The following is a 20529-nucleotide window of genomic DNA, read 5'->3' as shown; positions in this document are numbered from 1 at the left end:
CAAAAATTGTCTTAATACAATCGCGATGCCGCGAGCCGGCCCGCGGCGGGGCGAGGACCCTCGCGCCGTGAGGGGCTCCTGGGATCCGCGCCCGTCACCTGGACCGTGCGGTGTGCAGGCGCCTCAGCGCTCGACGGCCGGCAACCATGCATAGGCGGCAGCGACGGCTTCGTGCGCGCCCGCGGCGAGGGGGGCGCCGTGGCCGACGACGAGGCGATCGAACGGGAGCGCCAGCAATCGGTCGAGGCTGTCGCGCGCGCCGGCCCGGTCGGGGAAGGAGGCCCAGCGGATCATGCGGCTCAGGGCGACGCGATCGTAAAAGCCCATCATTCGCGTGTAGAGGGCGGCCCAGCGGCCCGGCGGGCGGCCGACGTTGTGGACCAGGTCGGCGACGATCAGCGCGCGTGCGGGCCGGTAGACGAGCACGCTCTCCTCCAATCGGAAGCCCGCGATCGGCACCTCGTCGACGACGCCGACGAAGGCCGGCTCGGGCTCCGCGCCGTGGATGCGATCGATCCGGAGGTCGCGGCGCTTGCTCGCCAGGCCCTTCGGGGCGTGCAGCCGGGCCGAAGGGGAAGGCCGCCGCCCATTCGCCGATCCAGCGGTGATGATAGGTGTTCGGGGCGTAGAGGTGGGCGACGGGCCCGAGCGCCTCGACGGCGGCTCGACGCTCGCGGGTCATCGCCAGCGGCGAGTAGAGGAGCAGCTCGCCCTGACCCAGACGAAGCACCGCCATGGTGGCGGTGAGCTGCATGCCGAGGATCCGCGCCGGCGTGGTGTCCAGCCAGAGGCCTTCGGCGAACGGGGTCAGGGGCGTGGCGGTCATCCGCAGGTTCTACTGCGACCCGTGGCCGCGGCCACGTCCGCGACGGTCGGTCGCGCCGAGTCGGCGATCGTCCGCCGACCACGGGTCCACGCCTGCCGCAGGGCGAGGCCGTCCTTGAGCGAGCCCGCGGGGCGCAGGCGGGCGCTGCGCCCTGGACCCGTGCAGGTCGATGCCCGTCGCGCTCGACCGTGAAAGGGTGGTGGGGCGACATTGCGCCCGTCGCTCGGGCGAACGGTCGAGCCTGCGGAGAACGACGATAGCCGCGAATGGAGGGACGTCTGCAGCGACGGTCGCAGGTGAATCGCGAGGATCCCGACGCGACGGAATGCGCAGAGCCTGAAGGAATTGCGGTACGCTTCATGTTCGGAGGAACGGATGCGCTACGCGATTGCAGCGAGATGGGCGATCGCCGCGGCGATCGCCGTCGTGCCCGCCACCGCGCGGGCCTGGAACGAGAGCGGGCACCGGATCGTGGCGCGCATCGCCTGGGACGAGCTGACGCGGGCGCAGCAGGTGTACGCCTCGGAGCTGCTCGTCCGTCACCCTCGCTTCGCCGAGGACTTCGCGGCCCGCATGCCGCCGGAGATCGCCGCCCGACCGGTCGACGACGTCGCGCGGCAGCAGTGGGTCTTCATGCACGCGGCGACCTGGCCCGACCTGCTGAAGGGCGAGGGGAAGCGGCTGGCGGACCAGAGCGCGGCGCTGCCGGCCGGGCCGGAGAAGGCCGAGCTCGAGCGCCGCCTGGCCGACGTCAAGCGCCACGACAACCCGACGTGGCACTACGACAACAAGCCGATCCACATCGACCCGTATGCGCTGCCGGCGGCTCCGCCGCTGGCGATGCGCGCGGTCGGGGTGCAGCAGGCGCTGCCGAACGCGCTGCGCGAGCTCGACGATCGCACCCTGCCGGTCGAGCTGCGGGCGGTCGCGCTGGCGTGGGTGCTCCACCTGGTCGGCGACTCGCACCAGCCGCTGCACTCGGCGGCGCTGTTCTCGTCCCGACACCTGCCGCAGGGCGACCTCGGCGGCAACGCCTTCCTCGTCCAGCCGCCCGGCGCCGCGCCGACCCGGCTGCACGCGGTGTGGGACGAGCTGCTCGGCGACGATCCGAAGACCGAGCGGGCGGCCAAGAACCGCATCGTCGCCGCCAACCCGCGCCGCATCCTGAAAGCGGAGCTGGCCGCGTCGACCGACGCCACGGGCGCGGAGGCGATGGTGAACCTCTGGCTCGACGAGAGCTTCCGCGCCGCCGACGCGAGCGTGTACGACGCCCGCCTGCGCGACGCGCTGCTGGCCCCGCTCGCGGCAGGGGCGACGTCGGCGTTCCCGATCGCGCTCGACCGCCGCTATCTGCAGGCCTCGCGGGCGGTGGCGATGCGCCGGGCGGCGCTGGCGGGCTATCGCCTGGCGGATTGCATCGGCCGCGCTGAGAGCCGCTCGCGGCCCTGAATCGCCTGGGGGATTGCATCGGCCGCGCGGAGAGCCGCTCGGGGCCTTGAATCGCCTGGCGGATTGCATCGGCCGCGCGGAGAGCCGCTCGCGGCCCTGAATCGCCTGGCGGACTGCATCGGCCGCGCGGAGAGCCGCTCGCGGCCTTGACGTGGTTCGCCCGGGCCGGCCGCGCGGTGCGGGAGCTGGGGCCGGCAGGGGCTTCGGTCATTCAATACAGATGTCTTGATGGACATGTCTGAATAAAAATGTCTATTAGGGAATGTCTGTCAGGGCATGTCTCAAAAGACATGGAAGCCGGACCTCGCTCTGGCGAAGGGCCGCCGAGCTCGACCTCTTCGCGTCGGTGGTCGCCGTGAGGGTGGACTTCGTGGCATGTCTCGAAGGACATGCCCCTACGACCAGCCCTCAGGACGGCGCGTCGGCGCCGAGCAGGGCCTGCACGCGGGCCAGAGAGGCCGCGATCGCGGCCGCGGGGGAGGTCGCGGGGCCGTCGGGACCAGGACGTCGCCGACGCGGACGCGGCCGGGCGTGCGCGTCTCGGCGTAGGCGCCGGCGCAGGCGTGGCGGCCGAAGGGGCCGAGGTCGAACTCGTGGTGGTCGGCGATCGTCCGCAGCACGCGTGGATCGGCGGGGACCTCCTCGTGCGCGCGCGTGACGACGACGCAGCGCGGGGTGGGCAGGCCGACCGCGAGCGCCAGGCCGGAGGGGCCGCGGAGGTCACGGCCGAGCAGCGCGTCCTCGGAGAAGGCGCCCGGCTCGTCGCCGTCGTCGAGCAGGAAGTTGGGCCGGAAGCGGCGCACGTCCCACGCCGCGTCGGGCAGCAGCGCGCGCAGGTGCGCGAGGGTGCGGGTGGTGAGGACGTGCACCGGGGCGAAGTCCTGGTGCCCGCCCGGCGCGGCGAAGCGGCCGGGGGCGTCGCCGGCGGCCTGCAGGCGCACGCGGCGGCCGAGCAGCGACGACAGGGCGGGCTCGACCGCGGCGCCCTCGACGACCTCGCCGTCGGGCAGGGTCACGCGCAGCGGCACCGGCTCGTCGCGATCGGCGAGCAGCGCGGCCCGGCAGGCCCGCAGCGCCGGGTGCGTCGGCCCGCGCTTGTTGGCGATGGCCTCGCCGGTGTCGACGTCGACGGCGACGTAGCGCCGATCGCCGGTGCAGCCCGCGTGATCGACCTCGACCTCGGTGAGCGGCTCGCCGAGCATCGCCTTGACGGGGTAGCGCCAGATCGCCAGGACGCCCATGGTCTCCTCCGTCGTCATGGTAGCCCGCGCGCGGCGGTGGCGAGATGTCCGAAGGGACATCTGGTGCCAAGGCCGTGGCTGCGGCCCTGCGGGACCGCCGCGGCGAGGCGCGCGCGAAATGACGCGGACCGCCGATGCGGAGGCGTCCGCGCCGGCCCCGTGGGCCGAAATGGCAGCACCCGCGCCGATCGATCGCGGTCCGCCGCGGCGCCCGCAATCGCCGCACGGGCCGTCCTCGGGCGTGGCGTCCCGCCTGCGGTGAATCGGGCGCACGCGGGTTCATCGGGCCTGCTCCGAGCCTGCGGGGGCGGCCCTGGCGCCCCGCACGCGGGACGGCCCGGCGGCGGTCGGTTCGTGATACGTAGGGGCAGTTGTCCGTCCGCCCGCCACTGCTGCTCCGACAGCACGTCTGGCGCGCCTTCCTGCGGGTCGCGCTGCTCCCGTTGTTGCTCGTCGAGATCGCGCTGATCGCCGTCTACTTGCTGGCGAACGTCGCGGGCACGCGCGAGAACCTGGCGGCGGTGCGCGAGATCGCCGACGCCGAGCTGGCGCGGATCGCCGTCCACAAGGCGGCCCTCATCGACGGCCAGCTCGCGGGCGTGCGGCAGATGGCGACGCTCTACGCCCGGCAGACGCAGGAGGCGCTGGCGCGGCCGTACGCGCTGACGCCGGAGCAGCGCGCGACCTACAAGACCTCGCCGGACGGGGTGTTCTACACCGAGGCCGGCGCGCCCGGCAGCTCGGTGTACTACAGCGCGGCGACGCCGATCGGGCCGGCCGAGCTCGACAAGGTCGCGCGCACGGCCCAGCTCGATCCGGTGATGCGCGACATCCTGGCGAGCAATCCGCTGATCGTCCAGCTGTACTTCAACGCGTTCGACTCGTTGAACCGGATCCTGCCGGCGGTCGACAGCCTGGCGCAGTACGCCGCGCGGATGGACATCCCCTCGTACAATTTTTATTACGAGGCGGACGCCAGGCACAACCCGGCGCGCGAGGCGGTGTGGACCGACGCGTACGTCGATCCGGCGGGGCAGGGCTGGATGGTCTCGTGCATCGCCCCGGTGTACCGCGGCGACTTCCTCGAGGGCGTGATCGGCCTCGACATCACGACCAAGACGATCATCGCCGAGGTGCTCGAGCTGCAGCTGCCGTGGAGCGGCTACGGCGTGCTGGTCGGCAAGGACGGCACGCTGCTGGCATTGCCGCCGGCGGGCGAGGCCGACTGGGGCCTGCATGAATTGACCGAGCACTCGTACACCGAGGCGATCACCCAGGACACCTTCAAGCCCGACGACTTCAACCTGTTCAAGCGCCCCGACCTCGCGGTGCTGGCCGAGAAGATCCGCGGCGCGCCGCAGGGCGTGGCCGCGCTCGACCTCCGGGGCCCGCACGTGGTCGCCTGGGGCACCGCGGCGCAGACCGGCTGGACGCTCCTCGTCGTCGCGCCCGAGCGCGACATCTACGCCCAGGTCACCAGCCTCGGCGACCGTCTGTTCCGCATCGGCGGCTGGATGGTCTTCGGCCTGGTCGCGTTCTATTGCGGGTTCTTGTGGTTCATCGCCCGGCGCGCGCGCCAGATCTCCGCCGAGGTCGTCACGCCGCTGCTCGCCATCGACGGCCTGGTGCGGCGGATCGGCGCCGGCGAGTACGTGGTCCAGCCGCCGCCGATCGTGATCGCCGAGCTCGACGCCAGCGCCCACGCGGTGGTCGAGATGGGCCGCCAGCTCGGCGCCGCGTATCACGAGGCCGAGGTCGCGCGCGACGGGGCCCAGCGGGCCTCGCAGCTCAAGTCGGAGTTCCTGGCGACGATGAGCCACGAGCTGCGCACGCCGCTCAACATCGTCATCGGCATGAACGAGCTGCTGCGCGAGGACGTGGCCGATCCGGAGCAGCGCCGCTACACCGACGCGATCGACAGCGCCGGCCGCGACCTGCTGCGAATCGTCGAGGACATCCTCGATCTGTCGCGCATCGAGGCCGGGCAGATCGAGCTGTCGACGGCGCCCTTCGACCCGGCGGGCCTGGTCGAATCGGTGGTGCTGCTGTTCACGCCGCAGGCGCGGGCGCGCGGGCTCCGGCTGGCGGTGGTCGTCGATCCGGGGCTGCCGGCGGCGATCGTCGGCGACCAGGGGCGCATGCGGCAGGTGCTGTTCAACCTGGTCGGCAACGCGATCAAGTTCACCCCGCGCGGCGACGTGGTGGTGCGCGCGCGGCGGAGCGAGTCGCGCCTGCGCGTCGAGGTCGAGGACACCGGGATCGGGATCCCCGAGCAGGCGCGCGAGCGGATGTTCCAGCTGTTCACCCAGGTCGACGGCTCCTACGCGCGCCGCCACGGCGGCACCGGCCTCGGGCTCAGCGTGTGCAAGCGGCTGGTCGAGCTGATGGGCGGCTCGATCGGCTATCACAGCGAGCAGGGCGAGGGCTCGCTGTTCTGGTTCGAGCTGCCGCTGGTCGAGCAGGCGCCGGCGGCCGAGATCTCGCCGTTCGCGGGCCTGTACGCGCGGATCGTCGGTGCGAGCTCTCCGTCCCGCGACGCACTGGTGGCTACATTGCGGAAGCTCGGCCTCACCGTCGAGCGCGCGAGCGATACCGCGACGGCGGCCGGGGTCCGCGTCGATGTCTGGATCCTCGAGGCGGACGCCGAAGTCCCGCAGGGCGCCGTTGCCATCGCCATCGCCGACGCGTTGCCGAGTCGGGGCTTCGTGGCCGCACTCGCCGAGCCGTTCACGCGCGAGGCCGTGCGGGTCGCGCTCGCCACAGCTGTCCGGACGTTGTCGCCGCGATCGGCCTGATTTCACGCCGGGGCAATCACCGTTGCGAGGCCTGCGGTCCTGGCCTATGACCGGACCTGCTCATGCGTCGTGGGATTCGTCATTCATCGTTGTTGGCAGCGCTGGCAGTGGCTCCCGCGGGCTGCGATCCGTGGGGCGAGCCGCCGAAGGTCGAGCAGGACACGATCGCGCTGGCCACCGGCATCGACATGGCCTACCAGGAGCTCGGGGACCCCGAGGGCGACGTGGTCATCTTCCTCCACGGGTACACCGATACGTCGCGCTCGTTCATGCCGACGGCGCTGGCGTTCCACCAGCTCGACGACGACTACCACGTGTACGTGCTCGACCAGCGCGGCCACGGCGGCTCGTCGATGCCGCCCGCGGCCGAATGTGCGGCCGCCCCCGCCGACTGCTTCGAGCCGGCCGACATGGCCGACGACGTGATCGCGTTCATGGACGCCAAGGGCATCACCCGCGCGTCGATCGTCGGCCACTCGATGGGCAGCTTCGTCGCCCAGGAGCTGGGCCTGTCGCACCCGCAGCGCGTCGACAAGCTGGTGCTGATCGGCACGGCGGCGAGCGTGGTCGGCAACGTCGTGCTGCAGGACTACATCCTCGCCGAGCCGGTCGAGGGCGCGTGGAAGGCCGGCTTCGAGGCCCAGGGCCTGCAGTTCCCCGCCGACGTCTACGCGCTCGGCCCGCTCGACGCCGACGCCGACGCGCAGGCGTGGATCGAGGGCGCGTGGGTGGTCGACCCTGCCGCCGATCCGGCCTTCCTGGCCTCGATCGTGCCCGAGACGGCGGCGACGCGGATGGGCACGTGGATCGGCGTGGCCCGGGCGCTGCTGCAGACCGACAATACGCAGCGGCTGGAGGACCTCGGCGTACCGACGCTGATCCTGTGGGCCACCCAGGACGGGTTCTTCTACGACGACCCGCACCAGCAAGCGCTGCGCGCCGCGCTCGACGTGGCCGTGGGCGAGTGCAAGCTCGAGTACTGGTTCAAGCAATACGGCAAGCGCCCGCTCGGGCCCGACGGGGTGCAGGTCGACGACATCGGCCACAACACCCAGTGGGCCACGCCCGAGGAGGTCGCCCGCGATCTGGCGTCGTATCTCGGCACCGGCAAGCCGACGAAGGATTGGTATTACTCGGCCGACGGTGATCCGCAGGACATCGTCACCAAGAAGAAGGCGGCGCCGCTGATCCACGGCAAGTGCGAATGATGGCCGCGCCCGCTCGCGGGCTGCGGTGAATGGCCGCGGGCGGGTGCAGTGAATGCGGGGCGAGTGCGGTGATTCGTCGACTCGCGGGGCGCCTCGAGGGCCCGCGGCCCCGCCTGCCGCGGCGCTTGACAGGCGGCCCGCGCCGATCATTACGTGAGGCGATGCTCGCCTCCGCCTCTCGCCTCCTGGTCGTCGTAGCCCTCCTCGCGGCCGTCGCTTGCGGCGGCGGCGGCGGTGGGGGCACCGCCGGCGAGACCTCGACCGGCAGCACCGACGGCTCCGCGAGCGCGGCGACCACGACGACGAGCGGGACGACGGACCCGACGACCGGGGTCGCGCCGACGACCGGCACGAGCGGCGAGGCGAGCACGACCGGGGCGCCGCTCGAGGGCTACGACGATCCGGCGCTGTGGCTGTGTCACCCGGACAAGCCGGTCGAGGCGGACGCGTGCCTCTCGGCCGACCTGACCGCGACCGAGCTGCTGGCGGACGGCGGCACCGCGATCGTCGAGCACACGATCGCCGCGGCGCCGGCGTTCGACTGCTTCTACGTCTATCCCACGGTCGACATCCGCTTTCAGCCGGGCCAGACAGAGAGCTTCGACGACCTCGAGCAAGAGCTCGACCCGCTGCTCAACCAGGCGGCCCGCTTCACCTCGATGTGCCGGATGTTCGCGCCGCTCTACCATCAGGTGACGATCGGGACCTACGGCAGCGCCGAGCTCGAGACGCTGCTGACCGCGGCGTACCAGGACGTGCTGGCCGCGTTCGAGAGCTACCTCGAGCGCCACGCCGACGGCCGGCCGCTGCTGATCTTCGGCCACTCGCAGGGCACGTACATGACGACGCGGCTGCTTCAGGAGGTGGTCGAGCCCGACCCGGCCCTGCGCGAGCGGCTGCTGGCGGCGATCCTGCTCGGCGGGTCGTTCAGCGTGCCGTTCGACACGCAGGCCGGCGGGACGCTGCCGACGATCCCGCTGTGCGAGAGCGCCGAACAGCTCGGCTGCGTGGTGGCCTACCGCACCTACGCGGCCGAGCTGCCGCCGGAGCCGGGCTCGCAGGCGCCCGACATCGCCGGCAACGACGTCGCGTGCACCAACCCGGCCGCGCTCGGCGGCGGGTCGGCCCGCGCCCGCGGGGCGTTTTTTCCCAACTTCACGCACCAGGAGGCGGTGTTCCCCAAGATCGACTTCGGCCAGGCGATCGACACGCCGTTCGTGATCATGCGCGACTTCTACGGGCTGTCGTGCCAGGCCGACGTCGACGGCGAGCACTACCTGGCGGTCGCGCTCGAGCCCGACGCGGACGACGTCCGCACCAACCCGGTCGACTTCACTGCGCCGCTGTTCGCGCCCGGGTTCCTCGGCCTGCACGTGCTCGACTACAACTTCGCGCTGCAGGACCTGCTCGACCTCGCGGCGGCCAAGGCGGCCGCGGCCGGGCTGTGAGGGCGGCGCGGGGCGCCAGTGCGTATGTTTAAAAAGACATGTCCTTGAGGGCATGCGACTTTGGGCATGTTCAAAAGGGCATGTTTACGAGGACATGCCAGCCGGCGCGGGTGGCCGGCTGCGCCCGGGTGAACCTGCGGAGCGCGGCGGGCGGGGCCCCGCGGGCGACGAGCAGGTGAATCCCCGGCGCGCGTGAAGCGGGCGCGCGCGAAAACAGCCGCGATTTTTTCTGCGACCCCGGCCGGGCGCGCGGGTCCCCCGGGCGGAAGGGGTGCCATGTCGAGACAGAGATCGAAGGTCCGGCGCGCGCTGCTGCTCGCGTCGGTGCTGCCGCTGGGGTTGCCGGGGCAGGCGGTCGCGGCCGGGCCCGGCGGGGACGCCGAGCTGACGGCCGAGGCGCCGGTGCCGGAGTGGAACCACGAGGGAGGCGGGCGCGGCGGCGCCGGCGGGACCGACCCGCGGGCGGTGAACAAGAAGATCCGCCGCGCCGGCGCGACCACGATCGCCGGCGCGAGCCTGGCGATCGCCGGCGGAGCGACCGCGATCGCCGGCGGCGTCCTGTTCTACTTCGGCTCGCCCGAGCGGCTCAAGGAGCTCAAGCAGGACAACGACTACACGCTACCGGTCGACGATCCGAAGCGGCAGCAGATCATCCGCAACGCCCACGCGACGACCTTCGTGCTGGCCGCCGGGATCGGGGTGCTGGTGGCCGGCGTGGTGACTGCGGCGGTCGCCCGCTCGCGCCTGAAGAAGCTGCGCGAGCAGCGGCGCACGTCGATGGCGTTCGCCCCGGCGCCGCTGCGCGGCGGCGCAGGGCTGCACCTGGAGGTCAGGTTCTGATGCGACCCGCGAGCTTCTTCCGCTCCGCTCTGGCGCTGCTGGCCCTGGCCGGCTGCTCTCTGTCCGAGCAGCTGGCCGGCGAACCATGCGCGGTCGCCGAGGACTGCTGGCGCACGCAGGAGTGCGCGCAAACTGCCGAGGAGGCGGCGCTCGAGCTACCCGGGATGTGCCTGCCCAAAGGGACAGGTTGCGTCCGCGGCCAGCAGCTCGGCTGCGCGTGCGACCCGATGGACTTCGATGCCGACTGCGGGATCGCGGCGGCCAAGATCGAGGTCGAGTACCCGAACATGATCTGCGACCCGGACCGGCGGATCTGCGTGCTCGAGCAGGACGAGGAGGGGCAGCCGTGATCCGCCGCGCCATGTTGTTGTTGCTCGCCGGCCTGTCCTCGACCGGCTGTGCGTTCTTCGCCGGGCTGACCAGCGCGGGCGGGGCCGACGCGTCGGCCTTCACCGTCAACATGGAGAAGTACGAGGTGCACAGCATCGACCTCGCGTTCGCGGACGCCGGCGAGCTGTGGTGCCCGGGCCAGAGCGGGCCGTTCAAGGTGCTCGCCGAGGCGATCGACAAGAAGAAGCCCGACGAGGCGTTGACGCTCGAGACGGCGGCGCCGACGGCCGAGGCCCGGGAGGCGCGCGGCAAGATGGACCTGACCGAGTTCGCGATGGCGGCCCGCGGCGGCTCGATCGAGCACGGGGTGTTCAGCGCCAGCGAGGACAGCTTCGCCACGCTGCTCGGCTTCGACGTCAAGGCGACCTATCGCCTCGACCGCACCAAGGAGGTGGTGCGTCACTTCGATCCGGAGTACTCGTGCATCCGCGCCGTCGGTCTCTCGGGACAGGTCGGCGCGCACGGCCAGGAGGGCCAGTGGGGCGAGGATCGCGGCGGCGCGGGCGGGGCCGGCGGCTCCGGCGGGCCCGGCGGGGCGGGGCCGCGGCTGACCGCGTTCGTGACGATCGTGCGCACGCCGAAGTACGAGCGGGCGGGGCTGATCAAGGTGACCGGCGATCACGAGGCGATGACCCTGTTCGACCTCGACGAGGGCGTGACGGTGGTGGCTCGCGGCGGCGAGGGCGGCGCGGGCGGTCCCGGCGGGCAGGGCGGTCGGGGCAGCGATCCGCGCGGAGCGGGGGGCGCGGGCGGCAACGGCGGCTCCGGCGGGCCGGGGGGACCCGGGGGCGAGGTGCTGCTGGTGGTCGACGAGCGCTACCCGGAGCTGGCGCGGGTCGTCGCGGTCGACGTGTCCGGCGGGCCTCCTGGGCCGGGCGGAGACGGCGGCTACGGCGGACCGGGCGGGCCTCCGCCGAGCGTGTGCAGCAAGTGCGAGACGCCACCTCCCGGACCCGACGGGCCCGGCGGCAGCGGCGGGCCCCAGGGGCAGAGCGGGGGGCGGAACGGACGCAGCGAGGTGCGGGCCGAGGACGTGACGCGGATGTTCGCGGCGCTGCCCCCGGGCCTGCGCCTGCGCGCCGACGCCCGCGCCCAGCCGCCGCCGCCGCGCCCGGGACCGCCGCCGCGGCCGCCGAAGCGGAGGCGGTGAGGGACGATGCGCTCACTGGCGGGAGGGTCGAGCTCCGGCGGCTCGCCGGAGCGGGGACGGACGGCCCCGGGGACGTGCGCGAGGTCTGTCCCGAGAGACAGGCGGGTGCGCGCCGTCGCCAGCAGTTCGGGTGAGCATTTCCTGGTGCGGCGCGACGAGGGCCAGCACGGCCGTGCGACGGGCCCGGGCGGCTCAGGCAGCCGGAGGTCGGGTCGTGGCATGTCTCATGGGACATGTGCCACGGGCGATGCGCGGCGACGCCGGGTCCTCGTGGACATGCCCTTCGCGGGGCGACTCGCGCGGAAGGTCCGGCTCGAGGTGTCTTCCGGGACAGGCGTCACGATGGAGCAGGGGCGGAGCGAGGTGGCCCCGGGGACAGGCACGAGGTCTGTCCCGAGAGACGGGCGCGTGCGCGCCGTCGCCAGAGGTTCGGATGAACCTGTCTCTCGGGACATTTTATTGCGCGGCGCGACGAGGGTCGGGGACGGCCCGCGACGGGCCCGGGCAGCTCACGCGGCCGGAGGTCGGGTCGTGACACGTCTTCAAGGACAGGAGTCACGAGGAGTGCCGAGGGGCGACGACGGGCCCGCGGGGACATGTCCTGCCCGGTCTTTCGCGCCGGGGCGGCTCGCGCAGGCGGCCGGAGTCGAGATGTCTTCAGGGACAGGCGCCCCGGGCGGCGCGCGGCGGCGATCGGCCATGTCCTCGGGGACATGTCCTGCGCGAGCGCTTGCGACGGGGCGGCTCGCGCAGGAGGTCGGCGCCGAGATGTCTCCGGGGACAGACGTCACGAGCGACGGGCGGCGATCGGCCATGTCCTGGGGGACATGTCCTTCGCGCTCACTTGCGCCGGGGCGGCGGCTCGGCCCCGGCCGGCTCGCGCAGGAGGGTCGGCAGGGTGATGTCGAGGCGGCTGTCGATGAGGCGGAGGATGCTGTCGAGCTCGGCGGCGGGCACGTGGAGGCGCTGGCCGAGGGCGCGGCGGGTCCGCGTGAGGATCGACTTGCGGGCGGCGTCGATCCAGCGGGCGGTGGTGGCCCGGTGCACGCCGTAGAAGTCGGCCAGGCGATCGATGCTGAGGCCGTCGAGGGCGTGCTGGCGCAGGAGCGTGCGCTCGCGATCGGTCAGGGCGGCGACGGCCTCGCGGAACGCCTGCCTGAATTCTTCGCGGTACAGCTGCTTGAGGTGCTCGACCTCGAGGCCGGCGTCGGCGGGCATCAGCGCCTCGACCGCGTCGTCCTCCAGCGCCACCTCGCGCTGGGGGCGGGCCAGCAGGCGCAGGGTCTCGCGCGTGGCGACCACGCGGATCCACGCGCGCAGGCTGCCGCGGCCGGAGTACTCGGCGATCCGCGTCTCGCTCGGCTCGCTCGTGCGCGGCATGAGCAGGCGCTCGCGGACGATCTGCTGCAGGTCGCCGCGCTCGGACGCGGTGGCGCCGCGACGACCGGCCGCGCGCTCGACCAGCGGGACGAGCAGGCGATCGAACTCCGCCAGCGCCCGCGGGTCGCGGTCGACGCAGGCGCAGGCGAGCCACAGGTCGGCGACGCAGAGCTCGGCGAGGGCGGCTTCGACGGTCCGGCCGGGCTGCACCTTGTCGGCGAGGAAGGCGAAGAAGCGCCGCGGCGCCAGCGAGACGCCCGGCCAGGTCTGTTCCGCGGCGAGGAGGGCGTCGGCGAGCGCGCGGCCGAGGTCGACGCCCGCGGCGAGGTCGGGTCGCGCGGCCGCGAACTCGGCGGCGAGGGTGGCAGGGCTGCGAGGGTCGGCGATGGGCGGGTCGCTCGCGGCGGGAGTGCGAGGGGCAGGCGCGGCGGACGTGCGAGGGTCGAGCGCGGGGGGAGTGCGAGGCGAAGCGGGAGCGCGAGGGTCCGTCGTGGCGGGGCGAGCCTCGGCGGGGTCGGGCGGGTCGCTGCCACGCGGACCGTCGCCAGCGACTGCGCCGCGGGGGTCGTGCGGACGCGTATCGCCGAGGTCGCTCGCGCCGGCGCTCTCGTCTCGACCTTCCCGCCCGGTGGCCATCTCGGCGGTGATATCGTGAGCCAGACGGACGGGCAACGATGCGGTCTGCGCCGGTGAGCCCCTGCCTGGGCACGGAGACGCTGCTCGAACTGGTCGAGGGTCGGGCGACTGCGGCCACGCGCGAGCGCGCCTGGGCCCACGCGTCGCGCTGCGAGGCCTGCAGCGAGCTGTTGTCGGAGCTGGCGAGCGGCGCGACCGAGGTGCCGTCCGGCGACGGCGCGCTGGCGCGCACGCCCGACCCGCCCGGTGAGCCGGAGCCGGGGACGAGCGCCGACGACCCGCTGCAGCCCGGCGCGCGCCTGGGCCGCTACGTCCTCACGTCGCTGCTCGGGGCCGGGGCGATGGGGGTGGTCTACGCGGCGCACGACCCGGAGCTCGGGCGCGTGGTGGCGCTCAAGCTGCTGCGGCCGCATCAGTACGGCCGCCGGCCCCACCTCGAGGAGCGCCTGCTCCGCGAGGCCCAGGCGATGGCGCGGCTGATGCACCCGAACGTCGCGGCGGTCCACGACGTCGGCCGGATCGGCGACCGGATCTTCGTCGCCATGGAGTTCATCCGCGGCCAGACTCTGGCGGCGTGGTTGCGGGCGGAGCCGCGGCCGCAGCGGGAGATCCTGGCGCGGTTCCTGCTCGCGGGGCGCGGGCTGGCGGCGGCCCACTCGGCCGGGCTGGTGCACCGCGACTTCAAGCCGGAGAACGTGCTCGTCACCGAGGACGGCCAGGTCCGCGTGGTCGACTTCGGGCTCGCGCGCGCGGCAGGCGACGATCCGCTGGCGAGCACCGCGATCTCGAGCGACGGCACGCCCGCGCTCGCCGACCTGACCGCGACCGGGACGGTGCTCGGCACGCCGAACTACATGGCGCCCGAGCAGCACGCGGGGCGGCCGGCAGAGGCGCGCTCGGATCAATTCAGCTTCTGCGTCGCGCTGTACGCCGCGCTCTACGGCGCGCGTCCGTTCGTCGGCGACACCGTCGAGTCGCTGGCGGCGGCGGTGCGAGCGGGCCGGCTGCGGCCGCCGCCGCGTGGCGCTCGTGTGCCGCGGCACATCCGGCGGGCGCTGCTGCGCGGCCTGTCGGTCGCGCCCGCCGATCGCTTCCCGACGATGGACGCGCTGCTCGTCGCCCTGGCGCGCGAGCCCGGCCGGCGCCTGCGCGCGGCGGCGGGGGCGGTGATCGCCGCCGGTCTGGTGGGCACGGCGGCCTATGCCTACGCGGCCGAGCCCGGGCTGTGTCGCGGCGCGGCGCGGCACCTGGCCGGGGTGTGGGACGGCGAGCGGCGCGAGCAGGTGACTCTGGCGCTGACGCAGGCAGGCGCGTCGACGGGGGCGGTCCGTGAGGTCACCGCGACCCTCGACGACTACGCCGCGCGGTGGGTGGCGATGCGCACCGAGGCGTGCGCGGCCACGTGGATCCACGGCGAGCAGCCGGAGGCGCTGCTCGGCCTGCGGACCTCGTGCCTCGACGCCCGCCTGCGCGAGCTGCAGGCCCTCGGCGAGCGCCTGCGGGCGGCCGATCGCGAGACCGGGGAGCAGGCGGTGCGCGCGGCGCATCGCCTGACGGATCTGGCGAGCTGCGCCGACGTCGAGGCGCTCACCGCCCCGGTGCGGCCGCCCGCCGATCCGCAGACCCGGCGCGAGGTCGAGGCGCTGCGGGCCCGGCTCGCCGAGGTCAAGTCGTTCTGGAACGCCGGCCGCTACCGCGAGGGGCTGGCCCAGGCGCGCACCCTGACCCCCGCGGCGCGGGCCCTGGGCTACCGCCCGCTCGTGGCCGAGGCGCTGCACCTCGAGGGCGTGCTGGCCGACGAACTCGGCGAGTTCGAGGCCGCGGCCCGCTCGCTCGAGGCCGCGGTGTGGCAGGCGGAGGCCAGCCGCCACGACGTGGCGATGGCCAACGCGCTGACCGACTGGTGGTGGATCGCGGCGCTCGAGCAGGCCCGCTACGATCAGCTGCCCGTGTTCGAGGCGCGGCTGACCGCGGCGCTCGAGCGGCTCGGCCGCCCGCCCGCGCGCGAGGCGACCTTCCTGTCGATGCGCGGCCGGATCGCGCTCGAGCGCGGCGAGCTGGACGCGGCCGAGGCCGACCTGCGCAACGCCCTGGCGATCGTGGAGCGCCGCTTCGGCCCCGACGACCTGCGCACGCTCGAGATCGTGTTCTTCCTCGCCGGCGTCGCGCTGCAGCGGACCGACGGCGCGGGCGCGCTGCCGCTGCTCGAGCGGGTGCTGGCCGGGCAGCAGCGGGTCCTCGGCGAGGACCACCCGGACGTCGCGTTCACCGTCGAGACGCTGGGCGCGGCGCTGTACGCGGTCCACCGCTACGACGAGGCCGAGGCCGCCTACGAGCGGGCCCTGGCGATGATGCAGCGCCACCTCGGGCCCGACCACCACCGGATCGCCACGGTGCTGCACAACCTCGCGCTGGTGCACGCGTGGCAGGGGCGCGACGAGGACGCGATCGATCGCCTGCGCCGCGCGACCAGCCTGAGCGAGCGCGAGCTCGGCCCGGACCACCCGAAGACCGACGACATCCGCACCGCGCTGGCGTCGGCGCTGTCGCGCGCCGGCCGGTACGCGGAGGCCGAGCCGATGTTCCGCCGGGTGCTCGCCAACCTGCGCGAGCGCGTCGGCCCCCGGCACTACCTGGTCGGCGACGCGCTGTTCGGGCTCGGCGAGCTCGAGGTCGAGCTCGGCCGCCTCGAGGACGCCCGGCGATCGATCACGGAGAGCCTGGCGATCATTCGCAAGGCCCGCGGCGACGACTACGCCGGCGCCGACGAGCTGCGGATCCTCGGCGACATCGAGTTCCGCCTCGGCCACCCGGGCCGCTCGGCCGAGCTGCTCGAGCAGTCGCTGGCGCTGCAGAGCCCCGACGCCGACCCGGGCACGATCGCCTGGACCCGCGCGCTCGTGGCCCGCGCCCTGTACGACGACGGCCGCGACCGCACCCGCGCCCGCGCGCTGCTGCGCGAGGCCTGGGAGCACATCCGCGGCGACGAGCGCATGGAGGAGGAGCGCGCGACGCTGGAGAAGTGGATGCAGGCGCGACGGCTGCGGCCGCCGTCGTGACGGGCTGGACATGCCCCGAGCGACATGTCGAATTGGGCATGTCCAGAAGGGCATGAATGGCGTCGAGGCGAGAGCCGCGGCGCGCTCGCAGCCGGGGCGGAGCGATGCGGCGGCGACCCATTCACGCGGCGCGACGAAGCCCGCGAGGACGTGCTCGAGAGCGGGTTCGACCGGGCGTGTCGGGCGGCCGCGCACGCGCCGGCCCGGAGGACCCGTGCTCGCCGGCGACCGCTCCGCGGTCTCGGTCGATCACGGGTGGCCGATGAGACATGTTTATTAAGACATGGCCGTCATGGCATGCTCATCGGCGCATGTCCTCGCGGACATGTCCTTGAAAGCATCCTCTCACACGTACTCGATCTCGATCGCCAGCCCCGGGCCCGAGGGCAGGTGGGTCACGTGGCGGTCGAGCGGGTACGTCGAGTGCCAGCGGGCGAAGCCGTGGCAGAGCGTCTGGACCGCGCGGAGCCAGCGGGTCACGGGCTCGACGCGCGGGAATTCGGCGCGCAGCAGCTGCGACGCGCCGGTCAGGCCGCACAGGCTCTCGTCGTGCAGCGCCTCGACCTCGGCGGCGGCGGCGGCGGGGCTCAGGCCCTCGTTGCGGAGCATGCAGCCGAGCAGGTTGGGGCGGTGCGAGGCGAGGTCCTCGGCCACGCCGACGAGGTCGTCCTGGACGGCGACCAGGCGGGCGGCGTAGCGGCGGACCGCCGCGTGGGCCGGGTGGCTGCGCACGGCCAGCGGCAGCGGGCAGTCGCCGACGTACTCGAGGAAGTCGATCGCCGGGGCCACCCCCACGCTGGCGACGCGGATCGGCAGCAGATCCTGGCGGGCCGGATAGGCGGCGTCGGCCTCGATCTTGGCGCGCCAGTGCGCCTCGCAGCGGTTGGCGTCGAGCCAGTCGGCGAAGTCCTCGGCCAGGCGGCCGCACCAGGCCGGGCCCATCGCCGCCCGGCAGCGCCGGGCCACCTCCCACCACGCGCGCAGGGCCGCGGGGACGCTCTCGGGCAGACCCTCGCTGCCGCGCACCGCCGCCAGCAGGTCGGCCTCGGAGAAGCCGCCGTCCTCGCCGAGCAGCGCCCAGAAGGTCAGAAATCGCAGGGCCGTGGTGGCGCGCTGCGGGTCGGCGGCGAAGCTCGGCCAGCCGCCCAGGCGAGCCACCGCCAGGCCGCGGAAGCCGGTGGCTCCGAGCAGGCGCGGGCTCGGGCTCAGGACCTCCTGCAGGCCGAGGTCTCCGGGTGAGAACCAGGGCAGCGGATAACGCAGCGTCACCTCGATCGCCAGCTCGGCCGTCATCCGTGATCGATCGTCGCGTGGGAACTTCATGCGAGGAGGGAGGGTCCGGCGTGGGTGCAGGAGTTGGGTCCGCCCCGGGCGTCGGACCGGCGGTCTACGGCCCGACGCCCGAGACCGGCGACTCCGGGCCCGGAGTCGCCGGCGACTTGTCTACGGTTGGTCGATGGCCAGGAGGGGGTCATTCCCGTGTGCGAGCTGGGGTCTCGGCACGAGCAATCCTCCGGGTCGTCCAGTGAGCGACGCCACTGGGTCGATCGGATCACGACGATCGTGGGTTCGTGCCACGAAGAAGTTGCACGAACAAAATGTCGCTCGAAGCCCCCATTACGGGTGCAGAGGGCCTTGTCGCAATTCTGACTCGAAGACGTCGCGAATCAAGTTCGCCGACGACACGCCGTGTTGCAGATCAGACCCGATGGCGCAGTGCTCCGGATCGACGCCGTCGGCTGCAGCTCAGGGCGCGTCGCAGCGCCGGTCGACGACGCGAGCTCCGCCGGCGCAGGTCTGCAATTACGATCTGCAGCCGCAGGGTCTACGCGAGGCCGTCGGCCGTCGCTCCGGATCGCCGCCGACGTGGTCGCAGGGCGGTCCTGCGGGCCGACGGTCGGGTCCGACCGGCGCGACGCGGCGCGTGATGCAGCCGTCGGCCGCGGACAATCGTGCGGACAGTCGGCGGGGCGGTCGATCAGGGCCGCCAGTCGCGTGACTCTGCGGACGCGGCGGAGGTGTCGGCGGTCGCGGAGGGCACGTGGATCACCCGCTGCGGCAGCGGGATCACCAGGCCCTCGCGACGCAGGCGGATCAGCAGGCGCTTGACCATCGTCGTGGTCAGGGGATTGCGGTCGACGAAGTTCTGGATCGGCACGAACAGGCGGACCTCGAGCGCCCACTCGCCGACGCGCAGGCGCAGGGCAGGGGGGGCGTCGCGCAGGCCGGGCACGACCTCGCGCGCCACCCGGACCTCGTCGAACAGGAGCGCCTCGAGCACCTCGGGGTCGACGTCGAGCCCGACCCGGATCGGCACCTCGATCCACATCGTCGGGTCGGGCCGGCTGAAGTTGGTCATCATCGCCTCGGCGAGGCGCTTGTTGGGGATATAGATGAGGAGGTCGTCGAGGGTGCGCAGGGTGGTGGTGCGCCAGCCGATGTCGGTGACGAAGCCCTCGATCTTGGTGTCGACGTTGATGAAGTCGCCGACGCGGACCTGCCGCGACGCGCTGAGGTTGACGCCGGCGAACACGTTGGCCAGCGTGTCCTGGAAGGCCAGGGCGACCGCGAGGCCGCCGACGCCGAGGGCGGTCAGGGCCGGGAACACCGACACCCCGAACAGGCCGAGGATCGAGCCACCGCCGAGCAGCAGCAGCAGCGAGTTGATGATGTACTTGATGAGGGTCGTGCCGCCGCCGGCCGGCGATTGATTGCGGCCGACGATCTCCGACACGATCCGCATCAGCGTCAGCGTCACCGACAGCGCCAGGGCCGCGGCGGCGACCTTCTCGGCGACGGCGATCGAGCGCGCCTTCCACGGCAGGTCGGGGACCGCCGCGACCACGCCGGCGAGCAGCGACCAGAGCAGGGCCCGGTCGCGCAGGCGAGCGGTGATGATGTCGTCGATCGCCCAGTCGTTGCTGGCGCTGGCGCGGACCATCAGCGGCAAGACCACGAACCGCAGCAGCAGCCCGAGCAGCAGCGCGAACACCAGCTCCGCCACCACGTCGGCGTAGCCGCGCGCGGCTCGGGGCAAGATCTCGAGCGCCAACCATTGCAGCTGCGGCAACGGGAAGCTCGCGTCGTCCATCGGGGCTGACAGGATCTCGATCACGGCGAAACGAGCGCGGCCCACAGGGCTTCGATGTGCTCGCGGAGGAACATATACTCGAAGGCCGCGAGCGCCAGGAAGGGCCCGAACGGGACGCGCGCTCCGAGCACGCCGTCGTCCGGATCCTCGTCACCGAGCTCGGGGTCGTCGCCGTGGACCTCGGTGAGCGCGGTGTTGGCGACGCGACGGCCGAGGAGCAGCATCGGCACCGCGACGAGCAGGCCCTGGATCGCGCCGGCCGCGAGGGTCCACATCAGGCCGCGCGCGCCGCCGAAGGCGCCGATCATGCAGAGCAGCTTGCCGTCGCCGAGGCCGAGCGCCTCGATGCCGCGGTAGCGGAGGTAGACCCAGCGCAGGCCGGCGATCAGCAGGTAACCGCACGCGGCCGCGAGCCCGGCCTCGACGACGCCGACGCCGAGAGTGGCCGGGCTGACCGCGGCGGCCACGAGGCCGAGGCCGGCGATCGGCAGGACGACCTCGTCGGGGATCAGCCACAGGTCGAGGTCGGTGTAAGTGGCGATCAGCAGGCCGAGGCCGAAGCAGAACCACAGCAGCCACTCGAGCAGGCCGGGCGGCCCGCCCTGGACCATCGGCCGCAGCACGAACTGCAGGTACAGCGTGAAGCTGAGCACGCCGCCGAGCAGCTCGACGACGAGGTAGCGCAGGGCGAACGGCTCGCCGCAGCGGCGGCAGCGCCCGCGCAGCAGGAGGTACGAGAGGACCGGGATGTTGTCGTACCAGGCGATCGGCGTCTCGCACGCGGGGCACGCCGAGCCCGGACGGACGACGGACAGCCCGCGCGGCAGGCGCCAGATCGCCACGTTGGCGAAGCTGCCCCACAGAGTGCCGAACAGAAAGGCCAGCCAGGGAGCCCAGGGGGCCATCAGGGCCTTTACCAAGATCGGATTGGTCTCGACCAATTCGAGGGCTTCCGGGCCCTGGAGCGTCAACAGCGGCTCGAGCATCGGGTCGGACAGATCCTACGCGATCCGGCC

The 20529-nt window shown here is 73.4% G+C and carries 14 protein-coding genes; 8 read left to right on the top strand and 6 right to left on the bottom strand.

Annotated features, from left to right (window positions below):
* Window positions 1–123: 123 nt before the first annotated feature.
* Entirely contained in the window at window positions 124–426 is a 303-nt protein-coding gene (locus O0S08_RS27560) for an MBL fold metallo-hydrolase (RefSeq protein WP_269032295.1), read from the bottom strand.
* A gap of 775 nt (window positions 427–1201) precedes the next feature.
* Between O0S08_RS27560 and O0S08_RS27555 the strand changes: the two genes are divergently transcribed.
* Window positions 1202–2275 carry a S1/P1 nuclease gene (locus O0S08_RS27555; RefSeq protein WP_269032294.1) on the top strand — a complete coding sequence of 358 codons (1074 nt, stop codon included), beginning with the start codon at window positions 1202–1204 and terminating at the stop codon, window positions 2273–2275.
* A gap of 395 nt (window positions 2276–2670) precedes the next feature.
* Here the strand turns inward: O0S08_RS27555 and O0S08_RS27550 are convergent, their stop codons facing one another.
* Window positions 2671–3534, bottom strand: coding sequence for an MOSC domain-containing protein (locus tag O0S08_RS27550; RefSeq protein ID WP_269032292.1), 864 nt, complete (start codon window positions 3532–3534; stop codon window positions 2671–2673).
* Between the two features lie 353 nt (window positions 3535–3887).
* On the opposite strand from O0S08_RS27550, the gene O0S08_RS27545 reads away from it, so the two are divergent.
* From O0S08_RS27545 to O0S08_RS27520, 6 genes are all read left to right on the top strand, one after another.
* Window positions 3888–6311 carry a sensor histidine kinase gene (locus O0S08_RS27545; RefSeq protein ID WP_269032291.1) on the top strand — a complete coding sequence of 808 codons (2424 nt, stop codon included), beginning with the start codon at window positions 3888–3890 and terminating at the stop codon, window positions 6309–6311.
* Window positions 6312–6373: 62 nt separating this feature from the next.
* Window positions 6374–7519 (top strand): alpha/beta hydrolase, encoded by a 1146-nt coding sequence (locus O0S08_RS27540; RefSeq protein WP_269032289.1) that lies wholly within the window; start codon window positions 6374–6376, stop codon window positions 7517–7519.
* Between the two features lie 161 nt (window positions 7520–7680).
* Window positions 7681–8967, top strand: a complete 1287-nt coding sequence (locus O0S08_RS27535) for a DUF3089 domain-containing protein (protein WP_269032288.1) — start codon at window positions 7681–7683, stop codon at window positions 8965–8967.
* A 276-nt stretch (window positions 8968–9243) separates the two neighbouring features.
* Window positions 9244–9807, top strand: coding sequence for a hypothetical protein (locus O0S08_RS27530; RefSeq protein ID WP_269032287.1), 564 nt, complete (start codon window positions 9244–9246; stop codon window positions 9805–9807).
* A complete protein-coding gene (locus O0S08_RS27525; protein ID WP_269032286.1) occupies window positions 9807–10157 on the top strand; it encodes a hypothetical protein in 351 nt (116 codons plus the stop codon). Before O0S08_RS27530 ends, O0S08_RS27525 begins: the two co-directional genes overlap by 1 nt.
* Window positions 10154–11347: a hypothetical protein gene (locus tag O0S08_RS27520; protein ID WP_269032285.1), complete on the top strand. Its 1194-nt coding sequence runs from the start codon at window positions 10154–10156 to the stop codon at window positions 11345–11347. Before O0S08_RS27525 ends, O0S08_RS27520 begins: the two co-directional genes overlap by 4 nt.
* 840 nt (window positions 11348–12187) lie before the next feature.
* Here the strand turns inward: O0S08_RS27520 and O0S08_RS27515 are convergent.
* Window positions 12188–13363, bottom strand: a complete 1176-nt coding sequence (locus tag O0S08_RS27515) for a sigma-70 family RNA polymerase sigma factor (protein WP_269032284.1) — start codon at window positions 13361–13363, stop codon at window positions 12188–12190.
* 53 nt (window positions 13364–13416) lie between these two features.
* Between O0S08_RS27515 and O0S08_RS27510 the strand changes: the two genes are divergently transcribed.
* Window positions 13417–16422, top strand: coding sequence for a serine/threonine-protein kinase (locus tag O0S08_RS27510; protein ID WP_269032283.1), 3006 nt, complete (start codon window positions 13417–13419; stop codon window positions 16420–16422).
* A 345-nt stretch (window positions 16423–16767) separates the two neighbouring features.
* On the opposite strand, the gene O0S08_RS27505 is transcribed toward O0S08_RS27510, so the two are convergent.
* The 3 genes from O0S08_RS27505 to O0S08_RS27495 all read right to left on the bottom strand — a co-directional run bounded on the left by O0S08_RS27505 (window position 16768) and on the right by O0S08_RS27495 (window position 20499).
* The gene (locus O0S08_RS27505; RefSeq protein WP_269032281.1) at window positions 16768–17745 is read right to left on the bottom strand and encodes a terpene synthase family protein; all 978 of its coding nucleotides are present in this window, start codon (window positions 17743–17745) and stop codon (window positions 16768–16770) included.
* 655 nt (window positions 17746–18400) lie between these two features.
* Window positions 18401–19537, bottom strand: coding sequence for a mechanosensitive ion channel family protein (locus O0S08_RS27500; RefSeq protein ID WP_269032280.1), 1137 nt, complete (start codon window positions 19535–19537; stop codon window positions 18401–18403).
* Window positions 19534–20499: a prepilin peptidase gene (locus O0S08_RS27495; protein WP_269032279.1), complete on the bottom strand. Its 966-nt coding sequence runs from the start codon at window positions 20497–20499 to the stop codon at window positions 19534–19536. The genes O0S08_RS27500 and O0S08_RS27495 overlap by 4 nt, the downstream gene beginning before the upstream one ends.
* Window positions 20500–20529: the final 30 nt, after the last annotated feature.

Source organism: Nannocystis punicea (assembly GCF_026965555.1).
Classification (GTDB): Bacteria; Myxococcota_A; Polyangia; order Nannocystales; family Nannocystaceae; genus Nannocystis; species Nannocystis punicea.
Note: the sequence above shows the minus strand (reverse complement) of the source record. Positions and strands in the feature narration are given on the sequence as shown.